Source organism: Shewanella oneidensis MR-1 (genome assembly GCF_000146165.2).
Lineage (GTDB): Bacteria > Pseudomonadota > Gammaproteobacteria > Enterobacterales > Shewanellaceae > Shewanella > Shewanella oneidensis.
This window is the reverse complement of sequence record NC_004347.2, coordinates 4,882,656-4,902,041: the sequence shown is the minus strand read 5'-3', so window position 1 is coordinate 4,902,041 and position 19,386 is coordinate 4,882,656. Positions and strand designations below refer to the sequence as shown.

At 46.9% G+C, this 19,386-nt stretch carries 15 protein-coding genes; 8 read left to right on the top strand and 7 right to left on the bottom strand.

The window, feature by feature from the left end; translation table 11 throughout:
• The first annotated feature begins 168 nt into the window (after positions 1-168).
• Positions 169-2,208, top strand: coding sequence for an oligopeptidase A (gene prlC / locus SO_RS21840; RefSeq protein ID WP_011074287.1), 2,040 nt, complete (start codon positions 169-171; stop codon positions 2,206-2,208).
• A 136-nt stretch (positions 2,209-2,344) separates the two neighbouring features.
• Positions 2,345-2,875 carry a thioesterase family protein gene (locus SO_RS21835; protein WP_011074286.1) on the top strand — a complete coding sequence of 177 codons (531 nt, stop codon included), beginning with the start codon at positions 2,345-2,347 and terminating at the stop codon, positions 2,873-2,875.
• Positions 2,876-2,887: 12 nt separating this feature from the next.
• Here SO_RS21835 and SO_RS21830 read toward each other — a convergent pair whose 3' ends face one another.
• Positions 2,888-3,535 (bottom strand): glutathione S-transferase family protein, encoded by a 648-nt coding sequence (locus SO_RS21830; protein WP_011074285.1) that lies wholly within the window; start codon positions 3,533-3,535, stop codon positions 2,888-2,890.
• Between the two features lie 202 nt (positions 3,536-3,737).
• Here SO_RS21830 and SO_RS21825 point away from each other — a divergent pair, with 202 nt between their 5' ends.
• Positions 3,738-4,427: a DNA-3-methyladenine glycosylase I gene (locus SO_RS21825; protein WP_011074284.1), complete on the top strand. Its 690-nt coding sequence runs from the start codon at positions 3,738-3,740 to the stop codon at positions 4,425-4,427.
• 333 nt (positions 4,428-4,760) lie between these two features.
• Here the strand turns inward: SO_RS21825 and SO_RS21820 are convergent, their stop codons facing one another.
• On the bottom strand, positions 4,761-5,507 hold the full coding sequence (locus SO_RS21820) for a TorF family putative porin (RefSeq protein WP_011074283.1): 747 nt from the start codon (positions 5,505-5,507) through the stop codon (positions 4,761-4,763).
• Positions 5,508-6,265: 758 nt separating this feature from the next.
• Between SO_RS21820 and SO_RS21815 the strand changes: the two genes are divergently transcribed.
• The 3 genes from SO_RS21815 (at position 6,266) to SO_RS21805 (ending at position 10,839) form a co-directional block, all read left to right on the top strand.
• Positions 6,266-7,414 carry an efflux RND transporter periplasmic adaptor subunit gene (locus tag SO_RS21815; RefSeq protein ID WP_011074282.1) on the top strand — a complete coding sequence of 383 codons (1,149 nt, stop codon included), beginning with the start codon at positions 6,266-6,268 and terminating at the stop codon, positions 7,412-7,414.
• 9 nt (positions 7,415-7,423) lie between these two features.
• Entirely contained in the window at positions 7,424-10,558 is a 3,135-nt protein-coding gene (locus SO_RS21810; RefSeq protein WP_011074281.1) for an efflux RND transporter permease subunit, read from the top strand.
• Between the two features lie 116 nt (positions 10,559-10,674).
• Positions 10,675-10,839, top strand: a complete 165-nt coding sequence (locus SO_RS21805) for a hypothetical protein (RefSeq protein WP_164925804.1) — start codon at positions 10,675-10,677, stop codon at positions 10,837-10,839.
• A 365-nt stretch (positions 10,840-11,204) separates the two neighbouring features.
• Here SO_RS21805 and SO_RS21800 read toward each other — a convergent pair whose 3' ends face one another.
• The 3 genes from SO_RS21800 to SO_RS21790 form a co-directional block, all read right to left on the bottom strand.
• Positions 11,205-12,929 (bottom strand): ArnT family glycosyltransferase, encoded by a 1,725-nt coding sequence (locus tag SO_RS21800; RefSeq protein WP_011074280.1) that lies wholly within the window; start codon positions 12,927-12,929, stop codon positions 11,205-11,207.
• 243 nt (positions 12,930-13,172) lie between these two features.
• Entirely contained in the window at positions 13,173-13,832 is a 660-nt protein-coding gene (locus SO_RS21795; RefSeq protein WP_011074279.1) for a TVP38/TMEM64 family protein, read from the bottom strand.
• Position 13,833: 1 nt separating this feature from the next.
• Positions 13,834-14,565 carry a glycosyltransferase family 2 protein gene (locus tag SO_RS21790; protein WP_011074278.1) on the bottom strand — a complete coding sequence of 244 codons (732 nt, stop codon included), beginning with the start codon at positions 14,563-14,565 and terminating at the stop codon, positions 13,834-13,836.
• A 234-nt stretch (positions 14,566-14,799) separates the two neighbouring features.
• Here SO_RS21790 and SO_RS21785 point away from each other — a divergent pair, with 234 nt between their 5' ends.
• Together SO_RS21785 and SO_RS21780 are read left to right on the top strand one after the other, a co-directional pair.
• Entirely contained in the window at positions 14,800-15,963 is a 1,164-nt protein-coding gene (locus SO_RS21785; RefSeq protein WP_011074277.1) for a nucleotide sugar dehydrogenase, read from the top strand.
• Between the two features lie 24 nt (positions 15,964-15,987).
• Positions 15,988-16,995 carry an NAD-dependent epimerase gene (locus SO_RS21780; RefSeq protein ID WP_011074276.1) on the top strand — a complete coding sequence of 336 codons (1,008 nt, stop codon included), beginning with the start codon at positions 15,988-15,990 and terminating at the stop codon, positions 16,993-16,995.
• 326 nt (positions 16,996-17,321) lie between these two features.
• On the opposite strand, the gene SO_RS21775 is transcribed toward SO_RS21780, so the two are convergent.
• Both SO_RS21775 and coaD read right to left on the bottom strand, forming a co-directional pair.
• Entirely contained in the window at positions 17,322-18,794 is a 1,473-nt protein-coding gene (locus SO_RS21775; protein ID WP_011074275.1) for a capsule assembly Wzi family protein, read from the bottom strand.
• A gap of 77 nt (positions 18,795-18,871) precedes the next feature.
• Entirely contained in the window at positions 18,872-19,363 is a 492-nt protein-coding gene (coaD, locus tag SO_RS21770) for a pantetheine-phosphate adenylyltransferase (RefSeq protein WP_011074274.1), read from the bottom strand.
• Positions 19,364-19,386 lie beyond the last annotated feature (23 nt).

Below are 19,386 nucleotides of genomic sequence, written 5' to 3'. Positions count from 1 at the left end.
AAGATTCAAAGGGTAAATTTGGTGTAAATCCTAATTGAGAACTGGCTCACTTTTTTCTTTGTGGAATGTCGTTAAGCGTACGAGCGAAGATGACAATCGATTTTCTCGCCTTGATAAATCGAACATAAGCCCTTATTTATTAGCTACACAGATTGTAGAGGAATCATTATGAGCAACCCTTTGCTTAACGGCGCAAGCTTACCGCTTTTTTCACAGATTAAACCTGAACATATTCAAGTTGCCGTTGAGCATGCTATTGCTCAGTGCCGCGCCAAAATCGATGAGGTGCTGCAAAATCCAGGGCCCTATACTTGGGAAAACCTGATTGCTCCACTTGAGCAAGTGGACGATGAACTAAGCCAAATTTGGTCGCCCGTTTCCCACATGAACTCTGTCACTAGCACAGATGAATGGCGCGCGGCCCACGATGCTTGTTTACCTCTTTTATCCGAATATGGCACTTACGTTGGTCAACACCAAGGGCTATATGAGGCATATAAATCTCTGCGTGCATCCGAGGTATTTGAGCAATTAAGCCAAGCGCAGCAAATGGTGATTGAGCACAGTTTGCGTGACTTCGAGCTCTCGGGTATCGGCTTAGATGACGCGCAAAAACTGCGTTATGGTGAAATCGTTAAGCGTCTTTCTGAACTTACCAGCGGCTTTTCAAATCAATTGCTTGATGCGACCCAAGCCTGGACTAAGTTAATTACCGATGAGGCTGAACTCGCTGGCTTGCCAGATTCTGCCAAGGCGGCAGCGAAAGCAATGGCCGAGGCCCGTGAACTCGAAGGCTGGTTGTTTACCTTAGATTTCCCTTCCTATTTACCTGTGATGACCTACAGTGAAAACCGTGAGTTAAGGGAAGAGTGCTATCGCGCCTTCGTGACTCGCGCATCGGATCAAGGCCCGAATGCAGGCGAATTTGATAACGGTCCTTTGATGGATGAAATCCTCGCGCTGCGCCATGAACTGGCACAATTATTAGGTTTTGATAGCTTTGCCGAAAAATCCCTCGCGACTAAAATGGCCGAAACGCCTGCGCAGGTGATGGCATTCTTAAATGAATTGGCGCTGCGTTCTAAAGATCAAGCTAAGGCCGAACTGGCCGAGCTAAAAGCCTTTGCGCAGGAACAATATGGCGTGAGTGAAATGGCTTCCTGGGACTTAAGTTTTTATGCCGAGAAGTTACAGCAACATAAGTATGAGATTTCTCAAGAGTTGCTGCGCCCTTACTTCCCTGAAGATAAAGTGCTATCAGGCTTGTTTTACACTGTCTCACGCCTCTTTGGTTTGAAGATTATTGAGCAAACCGAGTTTGACCGTTGGCATAAGGATGTACGTTTCTTCGATATTTTTGACGAAACGGGCGAGCACAGAGGCAGCTTCTATTTAGATTTATACGCCCGCACTGGTAAACGCGGCGGCGCTTGGATGGATGATTGCCGCGTGCGTCGTCAAACCGCCAATGGCCTACAAAAACCCGTTGCCTATCTCACCTGTAACTTCAATGGTCCAGTTGATGGCAAGCCTGCGCTTTTCACTCACGATGAAGTGACGACTTTATTCCATGAGTTTGGCCATGGCATTCACCATATGCTGACCAAAATCGATGTTGCTGGCGTATCTGGTATCAACGGTGTGCCTTGGGATGCAGTCGAGTTACCTAGCCAATTTATGGAAAACTGGTGCTGGCAGGAAGAAGCCTTAGCGGAGATCTCCGGTCATTATGAAACGGGTGAGCCTTTACCTAAAGCGATGTTAGATAAGATGTTAGCGGCGAAAAACTTCCAATCCGGCATGATGATGTTGCGTCAGCTCGAGTTTTCACTGTTCGATTTTAGACTGCATCACGAATACGACCCTGCTAAAGGTGCGTGTATTCAAGAGACCTTAGACGAAGTGCGTCGTCAGGTGGCGGTATTAATCCCTCCGGCATTTAACCGTTTCCAACACGGTTTTGCGCATATTTTTGCTGGTGGTTATGCCGCGGGTTATTACAGCTACAAATGGGCTGAAGTGCTGTCGGCGGATGCGTTTTCCCGCTTCGAAGAAGAAGGCATCTTCAATCCTGAAACGGGTCGCCGTTTCCTGCACAATATCCTCGAAATGGGCGGTTCGGCGGAGCCGATGGATTTATTTAAGCAGTTTATGGGGCGCGAGCCGAGTATCGATGCACTGCTAAGACATTCTGGGATCGCCGCATAAATAGTGCAAGGCTCCTTAATGGGAGTGACTGAGCATAAAACGGCGCCGAATGGCGCCTTTTTTGTGAACTAGATCTCGCTTGCCCTGTGGTATGACCTCTGTTAGCCTGTGGCTCTTCTTTTTAGGGCGACTGGCTATGAATCTGTATTTCCGTTTGTTTTGGTTGTTGTTTTGGCGCACGCGCCACTGCCGTAAGATTGATTTTCTGGGCACGAGCCGCATTACTTACCGCGCTTTACCCAGTGATTGCGATATCAATTTTCATCTCACTAACTCCCGTTACCCGGCGTTTATGGATCTGGCTCGCACCTATATGTTGGCCGAAATGGGGCTGCTGAAGCGCTTCCTCAAATTAAAATGGATGCCTATCGTTAATGCCGCGGAGTTCACTTATATCCGTGATATCAAACCGTTGAAAAAATTTGAGATAGAAACCAAAGTGGTAGGCTGGGATGAAAAGTATTTCTATATTGAACAACGCTTCATCAGTGAGCGCGGCCTGCACTGCATAGTGCATGTGCGCGGTGTGTTTGTGTGTAAAGGTAAGCAAATCCCTTTAGAAGTGTTAGTTAAAGAGGCGGGATATACCGCCCCCGCTCCTGAATTACCGCCAGAAGTGGTGAAATGGAAGGCTTTTTTACAGTTAAAGAAAGAGCGCAACCTTTAGTGCTTGTTGCTGCTAGGGAATACTCCTAATCCCAGTGTTTTCTTCCATTTCGACCAGTAACACCTCTTCAAGCACGAGCATCCAGGCGCCGCGAAGCTGCGCTTGTTGCCAGTAACGCACTAATTCATCTAAATCCAATAGGTTTAAGTGGGCAAAGCTGTAGCTTAAGCAGGGGATCAGTGCACAGTCAGCTAAGGTAAAGCTGTCACCACAAACCCAATGATTCTGCCTAAGATGGCTATCTAAACGCTGGAATTGGGCAAACATCTGCTTTTCAAGCTGCTTAATTTCGAACTCATGCCCTTCAGGGGTATACTTTAATTTTTCTAATTGAAATAGTGGGTTATTGATATCGAAATCTATAAGACGGTCGAATAAGCGCACCGCCAAATTACGTTCAGCCTCCGCGGGTAATAACTCTGTACCGTTTTGAAAGTGCGTGTCTAAGTATTCAATAATGATGCTGGATTCGGGGAGCAGTTGACCTTCTTGCGTTTTGAGCAATGGCAGTTTGCCTGAAGGATAAAATTGCTGGAATGCTTTGCGTGCTAGCGGGTCGCGTAAATCAGTGATCCGCGGATAAAAGTTAGCTTGTTTCTCATAGAGAGCAATTAACACCTTCTGTGAATATCGTGATAACGGATGATAGAAAAGCTCCATAGGTGTCAACCCCGCAACCTCTAATTTTTGACTCTACGTCTTAACTTTAGTCGCTATCAATACGATTGCTGTGGGAATTTTCTCAAGGTTTAAGAAAGGACGTAAATGTGGTTTGCCATGCGTAATGATCTATTCCCGCTAAAATTCAGTACTATTAACGCTTAGAAATACCAGAGAACTATCGACAACCCAAGGTAACAGTATGAGTCAGCTAGAAAGTTTCTCATCCATCTATGCCAGAGCGAGTGAGCGCAAAGGCGGTAAAAAGGGGCTCGAAGCTTTGCTTTCAGGCTGCCTAACGAGCGCTGAAATTCGCCAGTACGATGATGCTACGCTGCTCTGTGCGATGAGCCGACAAGTGTTTCAGAGCGGTTTTGTCTGGCGTGTGGTCGATAATAAGTGGCCAGCCTATGAGAAATCCTTCTTTAATTTTATCCCTGAGAAAGTGTTAATGCTGTCCCCTGAGCAGATCCAAGCTCGCGCGGCAGATGCGACCTTAATCAGGCACTTAAAGAAGACTCAGGCGATCTATGATAATGCTTTGATGATCCACGATATTGCCCGTGAGCACGGTAGCTTGGCTAAGCTTATCGCCGATTGGCCAACGGAGAATATCGTTGGTCTTTGGGCATTATTAAAGCAGCGAGGTGCACGTCTCGGGGGAAATACAGGGCCATATTTCTTGAGGAGAATTGGTAAGGACACTTTTTTGTTAACCGATGATGTGCAAGGTTATTTTAAAGCACACAAGTTAGTCGACGCAGGTTTTAGCTCGCAAACGGCGTTAAAACAGGTGCAAGCTGTGTTCAATCAATGGCAGCAGGAATCGGGCCGTTGTCTTGCGGATATTAGCCGTGTGTTAGCCTGCAGTGTTGGTGATAATCGTATTTAACCTGAGCTCGGGATAAGCAGAGCCGCTGAATAGGCATCTTTTCGAGCCTCTCTGCGTTGCTCTGTCTCACCATAGCTCGCTATGGCGTACGACAGAGCGCCTTGATATGCGCAAAAATCTGCGCATTCAGTCAAAAAATAGATTTTCCTTTTCAAAATAATCAGTTATAGCATTGATTTAGTTTGTTAACTTTAGATCTCCCGGCACTCGTTACCCCGAGTTCAGGTTATTTCGATAAAAAAAGACCAGCCAATATGGCTGGTCAAGGCTCAATAAATCAAGCAATTGGAGTGCTGCAGGGAAGCAGCGGGATGAACGTGCAAGCAAAAAAGATTAAAAACTTTTACTGATCCCAATGACGACTCGGTCATCGAAGATTTCAGTTTGGGTGCCATAGACTTTATGGTCACTGTCTACGGTGCTGGCGTGGTAGCGTAGGTCGAAGTTTAGGCCATAGTAAGCTTTGCTGAGGCCGATGTTCCAGTGGCCCCAACCTTCGGCGCCATCACCCGTTAGGTCTTGATAACCCACAGATGCTGAGATTTTAACACCGTTGTCAAAGCTATAGCTTGGGTGCAGGGCGTAGTTCACCCCGTGCCAGCCATCAACACCAAACCAGTCATCCACCGTTGGTGTGATTTCAAGTTGCAGATTGGCGCGGCCGAATTGTTTACCCACTTTTAGCCATAATTCGGTGTAGTTGGAATAGGATGCACCGGGATAAAGGTACGAAAACAGCATGACATCATAGGTAAAGCCTGAGTCGCCAAACTCTCCCGCTTTACCAATAAAAGGTGCGGTCACAATTTCTAAATTTGGGTCGGCAAACTTGATGTTGGAGCTAAAGACTCCCGCATACCAGCCTTGATTGTGATCCCAGCTTAACTTGCCTTGAACAACGGGAATATCACCGTCTAAGGTTTCGGATTCTCCACGAAACACATAATCAGAAGCAAAATTAACATTGCCGTTAATTGTGCCACCAAAGAGTTGATTATCTTCAGCTGCGTGGGAGCTGGCCGCCAAAGAAAGTAACGCCCCAGTTAGCAGAAATTTAGTACGAATCTTCATAATCATCATCTCAAAGTGATTGGGAATGGTTAGCGCATGTTTATCGTAAAAATAAGTTGTTAATGGCCGTGTAGCTTGGGATGAACCAATAACGAAAAGATATGAATGAATATGAATAAGCAGAGAAATAATTGAGGCGATGGCAGTGTCATTTATAGAAATGCGTTTTATGGGAAGCTGAGTTTCATTTAATGAGGTGCAAAATGTGATATCCAGTTTGCCCTATACAATGCTTGACCATAAAATGTCGCGTCCAACAGTTTGAATATTTATCGTTTTCCTGACGCTATTTTTAACAGGGAGTTACATCGATATAGTATGCTTATGGATAGCTAGGCGTAGGCAATCACCGTTGTTTATCCAGTATGACCCTTCGTGGTTTGTATGCGTAAAATCTTATGTAGTACTAATCTGTTATCGCTTTATCAATTCAATGTGTACTCATGTTGAGGCGATAAACATTTGTGCAGTCAAACAGATTTGCAACATTTTAGATATAGAGTAGGCTGAATAAGAGTTTTGTATTGTATAACGCTAACAATCTTATCTACTGTTAACATAGTTCTTAAATAGGATAACAATTCCACTAATAAGGTATTGGTAAAGGTGTGAATATTTTCATTCGTTTACACTTTTGTTTGTTTATCTTTCTTGTTGATCCTTATAGGGTATACGATAAGTAATCGCTTTGATTTTAGTTATAATTATGGCCGTGCAATCACCCATGTTGTGTGAACACGGTGGCGTTAAAATTTAAAGGAGTTCTCATGCGGCAGACAATTAAACTTGCCTCAGTAATCAGCGTGGCGTTGTGGATGGCAGCTTGTAGCCCTCAAGAGGATAAAGCCGCTCATGGCGGCGCAGGGCCGCAGAGCATGGAGGTTGGGGTAATCAAAGTGGAGGCTAAGCCACAGGTTATCAAAATCGAATTACCAGGCCGTAGCAAGGCATTCCTTGAGGCCGAAGTTCGTCCTCAGGTAAATGGCATTATCACTAAGCGCAGCTTTGTTGAGGGAGGCAATGTTAAGCAGGGTGAATCTCTCTATCAAATTGATTCTGCTACCTATAAAGCCGCATTGGTGAGTGCAAACGCTGACTTAGCACGCGCAAACGCAAGTCTAGCTTCGGCTAAGGCAAAGGCCGCTCGCTATCAGCAATTGGTGAAGACTAACGCCATCAGTAAACAAGATTTTGATGAAGCAGATGCCGCTTATAAAGAAGCGTTGGCGAGCGTGACTGTTGCGGAAGCGGCGATCAATACTGCAAAAATCAATCTAGAATACACCGAAGTATTGGCTCCTATTTCAGGCCGTATTGGTAAATCCAGTGTGACCGCAGGTGCGCTGGTGACGGCAAACCAAAGTCAAACCTTGGCGACGATTCAGCAACTTGACCCTATTAATGTGGATATCGCGCAATCGAGTGCGCAATTACTGCGCCTAAAAGCGAAATTAAAACAGGGTAAATTGTTGGCGGCTGACAATGCTGATGTGCAGCTAGTTTTGGTAGATGGCACCGTCTACGGTCATACCGGTAAACTGCAATTTGCTGAAGTGAGTGTGGATCAAAATACTGGTTCAGTCATTTTGCGTGCTGAATTCCCGAACCCTGACGGGGTGTTGTTACCCGGTATGTATGTTCGCGCTATGTTGAATGCGGGAACTGATCCTCAGGCCATTCTTGTGCCACAGAAAGCTATTACTCGTAACGCTAAGGGCGAGGCTGTGGCGATGGTGGTCAATGCGCAAGGCCAAGTAGAAGCCAAAATTGTGACCACTGCTGAGGTGATAAATCATCAGTGGCGGGTGACATCAGGTCTTGCCGTCGGTGATCAGGTTATTGTGGAAGGATTGCAAAAAATCCGCCCAGGAGCGCCAGTCATTCCCAAAGTTATTTCAGCAACCCAAGCACAATAGGGCATAGCTATGGCACGTTTTTTTATTGATCGTCCCATCTTTGCGTGGGTGATCGCCTTAATTATTATGTTGGCGGGGGTGCTTTCAATTCGCACCCTGCCGGTTTCTCAATATCCCAGCATTGCACCGCCAACCGTGGTGATCAGTGCTAACTACCCTGGTGCATCGGCCAAGATTGTTGAAGACTCAGTGACTCAGGTGATTGAGCAACGCATGAAGGGTATCGATCACCTACGTTATATTGCCTCAACCAGCGATAGTTTCGGTAATGCTGAAATCACTTTGACCTTCAATGCCGAAGCCGATCCTGATATTGCTCAGGTACAAGTTCAGAACAAATTGCAGGGTGCAATGACCCTGTTACCACAAGAGGTACAGGCTCAAGGGGTTGACGTTAACAAATCAAGTTCTGGCTTYTTGATGGTGCTGGGTTTCGTATCGACTGACGGTTCCTTAGATAAAGGCGACATCGCCGACTATGTGGGTGCAAACGTACAAGATCCCATGAGCCGTGTACCGGGCGTGGGTGAAATTCAGCTGTTTGGTGCCCAATATGCGATGCGTATATGGCTTGATCCTTTAAAACTGACTCAATATAACTTGACCAGTTTAGAGGTGATCTCGGCGATTCGTGCTCAAAACGCGCAGGTGTCTGCGGGTCAGTTGGGTGGTACGCCGTCAATTCAAGGGCAAGAACTTAACGCCACTGTTTCGGCGCAAAGTCGTTTGCAAACCCCTGAAGAGTTTCGCAAGATTATCCTGAAGTCTGATACTTCGGGTGCGAATGTGTTCCTCGGTGATGTGGCGCGCGTAGAGTTAGGTTCAGAGAGTTATGCCGTTGTCTCGTTCTACAATGGTAAGCCTGCTACTGGTTTAGCGATTAAACTGGCGACAGGCGCAAACGCGTTGGATACCGCTGAAGCTGTTCGTGATAAAGTTGAAGAATTGCGACCTTTCTTCCCGCAAGGGTTGGATGTTGTTTATCCCTACGATACTACGCCATTCGTTGAGAAATCGATAGAAGGCGTGGTACACACCCTGCTCGAAGCGATTGTTCTGGTGTTTGTCATCATGTACCTCTTCCTGCAAAACTTCCGTGCGACCTTAATTCCGACGATTGCGGTACCAGTGGTCTTGCTGGGAACGTTTGCGATTTTGTCGGCCACGGGCTTCTCTATCAACACCCTTACCATGTTTGCTATGGTGCTGGCGATTGGTCTGTTGGTGGACGACGCCATCGTGGTGGTTGAAAACGTTGAGCGGGTGATGTCGGAAGAAGGGTTGAGCCCACTCGAAGCGACTCGTAAATCGATGGATCAAATCACTGGCGCCTTAGTTGGTATTGGTTTGACGTTATCTGCTGTATTTGTGCCAATGGCATTTATGTCGGGTTCTACTGGGGTCATTTACCGTCAGTTCTCGATCACTATCGTGTCTGCGATGGCATTGTCGGTATTAGTGGCCTTGATTTTAACGCCGGCACTTTGTGCCACTATGTTAAAACCCGTGCAGAAGGGACATGGTCATATTGAAACCGGTTTCTTCGGTTGGTTTAACCGTAACTTTGATCGCTTAACTAACCGTTACGAATCCAGTGTGGCGGGCATAGTGAAGCGTGGCTTTAGAGTCATGATGATTTATGTGGCTTTAGTGGTCGCCGTCGGTTGGATCTTCATGCGTATGCCAACTGCATTCTTACCCGATGAAGACCAAGGTATCTTGTTTACGCAGGCGATTTTGCCAACAAACTCGACTCAAGAAAGTACCCTCAAAGTGCTGGATAAGGTATCCGATCACTTCATGGCTGAAGAAGGCGTGAGATCGGTATTCAGCGTGGCGGGCTTTAGCTTTGCGGGTCAAGGCCAAAACATGGGTATCGCTTTCGTTGGCTTGAAGGATTGGTCAGAGCGTGAAGCACCTGGTATGGATGTGCAGTCTATTGCGGGTCGTGCTATGGGTGCCTTTAGTCAAATTAAAGACGCCTTCGTATTTGCCTTCGTACCACCTGCGGTTATTGAGCTGGGTACGGCGAATGGTTTTGACATGTACCTGCAAGATAAAAACGGTCAAGGCCACGATAAGTTAATAGCGGCTCGTAACCAATTGCTGGGTATGGCGGCTCAGAATCCAAACCTTATGGGTGTTCGCCCTAATGGTCAGGAAGATGCGCCAATCTATCAATTGCATATTGATCATGCAAAGTTGAGCGCATTAGGCGTTGATATTGCTAACGTTAACAGTGTGTTGGCAACTGCTTGGGGTGGTTCCTATGTGAACGATTTTATCGACCGCGGCCGTGTGAAAAAGGTATTTGTGCAAGGTGATGCCCAATACCGTATGCAGCCTGAAGACCTCAACACTTGGTACGTGCGTAACAACAAGGGTGACATGGTGCCATTTTCGGCCTTTGCAACAGGTTCTTGGGAATACGGCTCACCGCGTCTAGAACGTTTTAACGGTTTACCAGCGGTGAATATTCAAGGCGCAACTGCACCAGGCTTTAGTACGGGTGCTGCCATGACTATCATGGAGGACTTAGTTAAGCAGCTACCACCTGGCTTTGGCATCGAGTGGAACGGCTTATCCTACGAGGAACGTTTATCGGGTAACCAAGCACCAGCCTTGTATGCGTTGTCGATTCTGGTGGTATTCCTTGTATTAGCAGCCTTGTATGAAAGCTGGTCAGTACCGTTTGCGGTTATCCTTGTGGTTCCATTGGGGATTATCGGTGCTCTATTGGCGATGAATGGTCGAGGCTTGCCTAACGACGTGTTCTTCCAAGTGGGTCTGTTAACAACGGTTGGTTTGGCAACCAAGAACGCCATCTTGATTGTGGAATTTGCAAAAGAATTCTACGAGAAGGGGGCGGGTCTGGTTGAGGCGACCTTACATGCGGTCCGCGTGCGTTTACGTCCGATTTTAATGACGTCGCTCGCTTTTGGTCTGGGGGTTGTACCGCTAGCCATTAGTACAGGTGTGGGTTCGGGCAGTCAGAACGCCATTGGTACCGGTGTACTTGGCGGTATGATGAGTTCGACCTTCTTAGGTATCTTCTTCGTGCCACTGTTCTTCGTCATTGTTGAGCGGATCTTCAGTAAACGAGAGCGAAAAGCGAAAGAGAAAAATCCTACGTCGACGGATTAAGCTCGCGTTGATTAAATCAACATCCTGTATTGGCTTAATACAGATTGTTTAGTTTATTTGAACGATCTTGCTGGAGCCACATCATCAGCCGCAACCTACGTTGCGGCTGATTTTTTATGTCTGAGCAGACCAAAGTACTGCTGGTTATCGCTGAGTTTTTAAGGGCGAACTTTAATACCTTTGTGGCCGCTATTTCCATGGCGAGACTCTGTAGCTGGCATCATGTCTTGGCTCAACTTAGCCTGCGGTTAATTCTTATTCTTTCCCCAAAGGTGTGGTAATTATCACTGCTTGTGTCGCCCTGTGGGCCTCATTGAAGACTTGCTCTAGGTTATGCTGGGTATAGTGTGTTAAGACAATGTCCGCTAGTGGGGATAAAGCTGTATATGGGGAGCGTGAGGGAATTTGACTCGGTGTAAGTAAATTCGTCAGGAAATCATTGCGATGGCGGCACAACAGTTTGTCGAGCCGCTGAATCAATGCAGTGTTTTTAATCTTATATGGACTAGCTGGGAGCAGGCGCACTCCGTCTAAAGCGTATGAGAAGCAATAGAACGCTAAAATACCGCTATCTCGGAGCTGTACTCAATCACCCTGTTAAGTTATTCAAATAACAAGGCTATTCGCGATAGCGGGCATTTACTTTTTATTCTTTTAACCAACGCCCGGGGTGGTCGGTAAAGTATCGGTACTCACGCTTTGGCGCTTCGCACTGTGGCTTAAGCTCTGAAGCGGATAACAAAATCCACTCCTCACGGTGAGCAATACCCATGCTGTTGCCGCCTTTGATATCGAAACAACTTAGCTCTGCGCCGCTCGGCACTAACACATAACGCTGCTTGTTCTCCTGCATCCATAGCCATGCGTTACGCTCTTGTTCTTCGACCGGAGCAAGATAACTAAAGTGGGTCACGCTCATGGGGGAGAACAGAATAAACTGTTCTTTAAAGTTCACTAGCCCAAGTTCGGCATCCTCACCAATCACCTCAGCGGTATGCAGCATTAGGCTTCTGGGGGTGCGCATTTCATCGAGCAAGGAATAACCCCAAGTGCTCACCAGCACCCAGCCCAAGGCTGAAACCAGCCCCACCTTCACCAAGGCAAACTGACGGCGCGCCAGCCATAGCAGAACACACCAGAGAACACCGAGCAAAATAAACAGGTAACCAATACCCGTAAGATCATCGGTATAGTCCTTAAGCGCTTTAACCAGCGCAGGATGATGAATAAATGCCAGCACTCCCGCGACTAATACTAACGCGCCTAAGAACCAGAGCACGCCGCTAAGTAGTTTTTCAAACCATACCTTGGGTGACGCGCCCGTTAATACCGCCGACACAGCAAGGGTCAGCATAGGTAATGCGGGCAGAATATACACATTACGCTTACCCGGACTGATGCTAAAAAATAACACCACGAGCCCGACCCAAATTAGCAGAATCGCAATGGTGGGATCCGCCTTCACCTTTTGCAGCCATTGCTTCCAATAGGCGATTACCAGCAAGGTAATAGGGAACCACATCCAAGGGATCACGCTCAGCACGAAGAAATACCAAGGTTTGATATGATGCCAAGCATTGACGTAACGCTCACCCGTTTGCTTAAACAAAATGTTATTTTGATAAGCAATTAACTCTGGTGTGCCATGGGCTTGTACCGTGAGGACCATTGGCACTAACCAACAGGCAATCACAGCAAGCATGGCCAAGGGCCCTGCTAGGCAAAGCCAGGTTAAGCGGCCCTCAAAGCGGGTTTTATCTTTAATGGCGTAGATACAAATTGGAATGAGCAGTAATAAGGGCAAGAAGCCAACCCCCTTAGTGATCACCCCAAGCCCCATAAACGCCCAGCCGATAAAATACCAATGCCATTTAGGACCAAGCATAAAATGTCTGATTAATCCGTAACATCCCACGGTAATCCAACACATCACCATGGCATCTATCTGGGCATTTTTCGCCTGCATTAAAAATTGCGGCACGATGAGGAGCAATAAAGCGGCGTTGCGCCCAACTCTTACATTCCACAGCCTAGCGCCGAGATCATAAACCAGGAAAACGGTTAGCAAACCGCAGAGGGCATTAGGGAGTAAGAAAGCGAGCTTTAACGAGCCTGTGAGTTGATAACACAGCGCGATGGCCCACATAAACACGGGTGGCTTATCGGGATAATATTCCCCTCCTCGGGTTGGGAATAACCATTGGCCCGAGGCAACCATTTCCCGTGCGACCTCCACAAACCGCGGCTCATCGGCGGGCCAAGGGGAGCGAAAACCAATGCCGACGAGCAAGATAAGCAAACTCATCAACAGCAGCGGCCAGAGTACTTGGTAATAATCTTCGCTATTTAAACGACGATTTAATGCATCCATTCCTAATCCCTATTTAACCTGAACTCGGGGTAATGAGAGTCGAAAAAATCTAAATTTAACAAACCAATGATATAAGTGATTTTTTGAAGATAAAAAATCTTTTTTCTGACTGAATGCGCAGATTTTTGCGCATATCAAGGCGCTCTGTCGTACGCCATAGCGAGCTATGGTTAGACAGTGCAACGCAGAGAGGCCCGAAAAGATGCCTATTCAGCGGCTCTACTTATTCCTAGCTCAGGTTATTTAGTGTTCCAATTCATCCACCTGTTTACGCAGGCTAGAACGGTAAAGGTAAGCGCCAATAAGACTAGAGACAATAAACAACCCGATACTGATCCACAGCTGATTATGATCAGCTAAACCAATACCCGCACCCGCAAAACTAAAAATCAGCATCTGCGGTAAATAACCCAGCATGCTGCCAAATAAAAATCCCCCGGGGGAAATATGCGTCGCCCCTGCAAACAGGTTTGTCAGCAGATTACTGCCTACGGGCAACAGGCGGATCATTAAGACTTTTAACCAAGTCCGATGAATGATCAGCGCCTCAAATTTTTGCAAGCGATGGCCAAAACGTCGCTGTAGGCTACTGCGTATCGTCAATCTCGCGGTATAAAACACCAGCACACAGCCAAGCAAAGCCGCTAAGGTGGAAAATAAGCCACCATAGATACCACCGAGAGCAAAGCCAAACACAAAGGCGATAACTTGCCTTGGCCCACCTACAGCGGTAAATAAGGCGCCCACTGCCAGCAAAGCCATTAACGCATAGTTTCCTTCCGCTTTAATAAAGTGCGCCACCCAATTGCTATTGGTCACATGCTCGAACAGCCCTTGTTGGGATGCAAACATTAACACCAGCAGAATAAAGACGATAAACATCGCCTTATAGAGTCGCTTCATCTTAATCGTGCCAGCGGGTTTCGCTACGGGCGACCTTAGCGATTTTCGCCCTGCGCCCAAGCCAGATTACGCCCATAATGTCGACAATGCCGACCCAGACACGATTCCATGCCGTATATTTAGACACCCCTAGTTGGCGATCCCTATGATTTACGACAGAAATAAATACTTCTCCCCCCATTCGGCGCACTAATGCTGGGATATATCTGTGCATATGGTCGAAGTAAGGCATGCGCAGGAAGGTTTCGCGGGGGAAGAGTTTTAAGCCACAGCCGGTGTCGGGCACACCATCATGTAACAGTGCATCGCGAACTTTATTAGCAAAGCGAGATTGGAATCGCTTCCATGCCGTGTCCTTGCGATTTTTACGGTAGCCCGCGATACAAAAATGTTCAGCATGGATCTGCGGCAGTTGTGCCAGCATAGCGGGAATGTCGGCGGGATCATTTTGCCCATCGGCATCTAACGTCACGATATATTGACCGCGCGCATGTAAAACGCCTGTAGATATCGCGGTGCTTTGGCCTGTACTGCGCTCGTGACGAATGGCTTTTGCATTGCACAGCATCAGTTCAGCGGTATGAATAACTTCACCAAAGGTGTCATCCTGGCTACCGTCATCGACGACCAGAATTTCAAACTCAGTCACCCCTTGCAGGGCTTGGCATATCTCTTTCATTAATGGGCCAATATTGCCCACCTCGTCTTTTGCGGGGATGACAACTGAAATCACATTAATACTCCAGCGTTTATGACCATAAATACGGTAACATAGGATTGTTGCAAAATAAAAATCTGTATTGATGGGGTGTTATGACTTAAACCGAATGCAAGTCCAGTATTGTATAGGCGTAAAATGCGAGAAAAGAGTACTTAATTTGGAACTGTGGATTTCATTGAAATGACATATTTTATCGCCGCAGAAAATGCTAGGTTAGAGAACTACATGCCAAACCTTATTGAATCTATGAACATAGTTGTGGTTGGAATGGGCTACGTTGGCCTATCAAATGCGGTGTTGCTCGCGCAGCAAAACCAAGTGACTGCTATTGATCTGATGCCTGAACGTGTCAAATTAGTCAATGACCGAAAATCAACCGTCGCCGACAACCTGATTGAAGAATACCTGCGCAATAGCGCCTTAAATCTACGTGCCACGATGGACAAAAACGCAGTCAAAGACGCCGATTTTGTCATAATAGCCACCCCGACTGACTATGATCCGCAAACCAACTACTTTAATACTCAATCGGTAGAAAATGTCGCTAAGGAAGTCCTCTCCCTGAATCCTGACACGACGATTATTATTAAATCGACTGTACCCGTTGGCTTTACTGCGAGTTTGAGAACCAGATTAAATAGCGATAACATCCTGTTCTCACCCGAATTTTTACGCGAAGGCCAAGCACTTTACGATAACCTTCACCCCTCCCGTATCATTGTGGGTGAGCGTTCAGCTCGCGCCCAAACCTTTGCGACCCTTCTTGTTAATGCGGCGATTAAACAAGATATTCCGATTTTGCTCACCGACAGCACCGAAGCTGAGGCAATTAAGTTATTTGCCAATACCTTTTTAGCCATGCGCGTCGCCTATTTTAATGAGTTGGACACCTATGCCGAGAGCCGAGGACTCAATACGCGCCAAATTATCGAGGGTGTATGTCTCGATCCTCGCATCGGTGATTACTACAACAATCCTTCCTTTGGTTATGGTGGTTATTGTCTGCCAAAGGATACTAAGCAATTACTCGCAAACTATAACGATGTGCCCAACAACCTGATCAGCGCCATTGTCGATTCCAACACCACTCGTAAAGATTTTATTGCCGATGCCATTATCAGTAAGCAGCCTAAGCGAGTGGGGATTTACCGACTGATCATGAAGTCAGAGTCGGACAACTTCCGTGCCTCTGCGGTGCAAGGCGTGATGAAACGCATTAAAGCCAAAGGTATTGAAGTCGTGGTCTATGAACCCGTCCTCAAGGAAAGCGAATTCTTTAAATCAACCGTTATCCGCAATTTAGAAGAATTTAAAGCCATGTGCGATGTTATCGTTACAAATCGCATGACCAGTGAACTCGAAGATGTTGCCGATAAGGTTTACACTCGAGATCTGTTCCACCACGACTAAGCGTCCCCAACACCAAGGTTTACCATGAAATACTTAGTCACAGGCGCGGCAGGGTTTATCGGCGCCAACGTCAGTAAGCGCCTCTGCGCAATGGGCCATGAGGTGGTCGGTATTGATAATCTCAATGACTACTATGATGTGGCGCTCAAGTTAGCTCGACTCGCACCGCTCGAAGCATTAAGCAACTTTCATTTTATCAAACTGGATCTCGCCGATAGAGAAGGCATCGCAAAACTGTTTGCACAACAGGGCTTTCAACGGGTTATCCATCTTGCCGCGCAAGCCGGAGTGCGCTACTCCCTAGATAACCCCCTTGCTTATGCCGATAGCAATCTTGTCGGTCACCTTACAATTTTAGAAGGTTGTCGCCACCATAAGATTGAACACCTTGTGTATGCTTCTTCGTCTTCGGTTTATGGATTGAATCAAAAAATGCCGTTTTCGACCGAGGACAGCGTCGATCATCCGATTTCCCTCTACGCGGCAACCAAAAAAGCTAACGAATTGATGTCGCACACTTACTCGCATTTGTACCAGCTACCCACAACAGGTTTACGCTTTTTCACCGTGTATGGCCCTTGGGGGCGACCCGATATGGCCTTGTTTAAATTTACCAAAGCGATTCTCGCCGGTGAAACGATTGATGTGTATAACCATGGCGATCTTAGCCGTGATTTTACCTATATCGATGATATCGTTGAGGGCATTATTCGGGTACAAGACAAGCCACCCAGTCCAACTCCAGACTGGCGTGTTGAAACGGGGACGCCAGCCAACAGCAGCGCGCCCTATCGCGTATTCAACATAGGTAATGGCAGCCCAGTGCAATTGCTCGACTTTATTACCGCACTCGAGCGCGCGCTAGGCATCGAGGCGAAAAAGCAATTTTTACCCATGCAGCCCGGCGATGTGCATGCCACATGGGCCGATACCGAAGATCTATTTAAGGCCGTGGGATACAAATCCCAAGTTGATATTGATACTGGCGTGGCAAAATTTGTGGATTGGTACCGCAATTTTTACGCGCAATAATACCAATCGTATTAAATATCTGTTCATTCAGCGGGAGTTAAACGGGCTTTAGACAAGGCGAAGGCTTGAAGGCATAGTGGCGCTCTGTCGAAAGCCTTAAACGCAGTATAAAGCCCGTTCAACCCCGCCCTTCGGGAGCCTCACAGGCATCTCACTCCCGTGTTACATTGACTTAAAAGGGAATAACCATTTCTTCGTCAATGCGCCTTGGATTGAGATGCCTGTGAGGCTCTGAACTGATTAGATATTTAATGTGATTGGTATAATTACTTTAAGACATAAAAAGGCCTGCGTTTTAGCAGGCCTTTGTTTATAAAAATAAAAACTTAAAAACGATATTCAAAACTGCTAAAGAAGGTTGCGTTGGTATCGTTATCTTGTACCTCAAATTCTGATCTCGACACTGTGCCACCTACACTCCACATACCCTTCCAAACGGGCATACGGTAGGAAAGCTCCAGCATCAACAAATCTTCCTTCGGTGGCTGTGGAGCCCAAGTCGTCGCCACATTAGTGCCATCTTTATTTAATTTGGCATAACGTAATAACGAAGTGAATCCACGGCTGTTATGGAACTGACCTACCAAACCCAATACAAAGACTTGAGCATCACTATCATAGGTCGAGCCTAAGGCTCTGCCGTAGTAACGCGCTCCACTTAAATAGACAGGATCTTCATAGAAGCAATTTGCCTTGCCACCACATTCAACAAAGGTGTCTGAATACTCCATAAACAGCTTGAACTGTTTACCCGCTGTACCGAAATGGCTATCGATGCCCCAAAGCGAGCCACAATCGCTACCATTTTCGCAGCTATGCTCGAGATACAAACCGACGGGAATATCCTGCCAAGTGTCGGCATAGCGTAAATCGATGCTTTGGGTTTTATGGCCCGCGTCACGGCGCTGCTCAGCAAGACAAGAATCTGAACCGTCGATACAAACAGCATTGCCAGCCACAGAATCCCACCAGGAATCGAAGTCGCAATTTTGCCCTTCACCGCAAAAGAGTGTCGACCAAGACAGACCAACCTCTAGTTGTTTAATCGGTTTGGCAGTAAAGCGCATATCCCATTCAGCTGTTTTTGGCACAGCGCGCTCTTTTTCTGCCATGCTAAAACCGGTCTTGAAGGCCCAAGGCCCAATCCAAGCTAACCATGGGGTTTCAAAGGCGGCGGCATTATTGCGGCTGAGTGATAGTGACTGCATCGGGCGCGCATTATTTGAGCGATGGAGTGATGAATCAAATCCTGGGCCCCACCATTGCTCCACCGTACCTAAAGTCGCAATCCAGTTGCCCATGATCACCGCGAAATAAGACTCATCGAGGCGGAAGTTTTTGTTATCTTGCGGATCGTAAGTTTCTGCAACCGTGGTTTTATAGGCCACACGCGAGCCTAAATATTCGTAGGAAGCTTTAACCTCACCCTTTTCACGATAGTCGGAGCCATAATGCTGAAAACGAGCCGGATCGGTCGCGCCCGAGACTTTAACCCTCGCATTGCCGCGATTATCGACGGCGTTTTGATAGTAAAAATTAACCCGAGCAAAGGCTTGCACTAATCTGGGAGAAAGCAATTCAGGCTCTACTTTTGCTAAATCGCCACCAATTCCTGACCACATTAATGGAAAGGTATTCACAGGCACACGGATCACACCAGCATCGGCAAGTGCTTGAATATCAGCTCTTAAATAAATGTCAGAGGCATCCACCCAAGGAGCGGCAGCAACCGTCGATGAAAACCATAAACCAGATGCAACGCTAGCTGCGAGGAGAGTCGGGGTCAAAAAAGCCTTCATAACATCCTTCATAAAATCCTTTTCATTATCACAGTGAGGGCAATACCCCATAGTTTCACGAAAAAAGTTAAGCCTAATCAGGCCTTAGCGAGTTTGAGTTTGGCCGCCAATGCACTTGCTACCTCAGGGTGAACAAACTGGCTCACATCGCCGCCGTGCAGTGCGACTTCTTTCACTAAGGTTGAAGAAATAAACGAATTTTCTTCGGCAGGCGTTAAAAATACGCTCTCAAGATCGGGGCTTAATCTGCGATTCATGTTGGCCAATTGGAACTCATACTCAAAGTCAGAAACCGCACGCAAACCACGCACCAACACGCTCGCCCGCTGCTCCTTGGCAAAATCCACTAATAGGCCAGAAAACCCCACCACTTCGACATTATCCAAATGCGCAGTGACACGATTCACCAGCTCCACCCGCTCCTCAAGGGTAAACCTTGGCTGCTTGGAAGGATTGGCTGCAATACCAATAATCACATGCTTAAACAGCTTAGCCGCACGCTCAATCAAATCGGCATGACCATTGGTAATGGGATCAAACGTCCCAGGATAAATCGCTCTTGTGTGCACTTTGCTGGCTCGACTCAGATAAA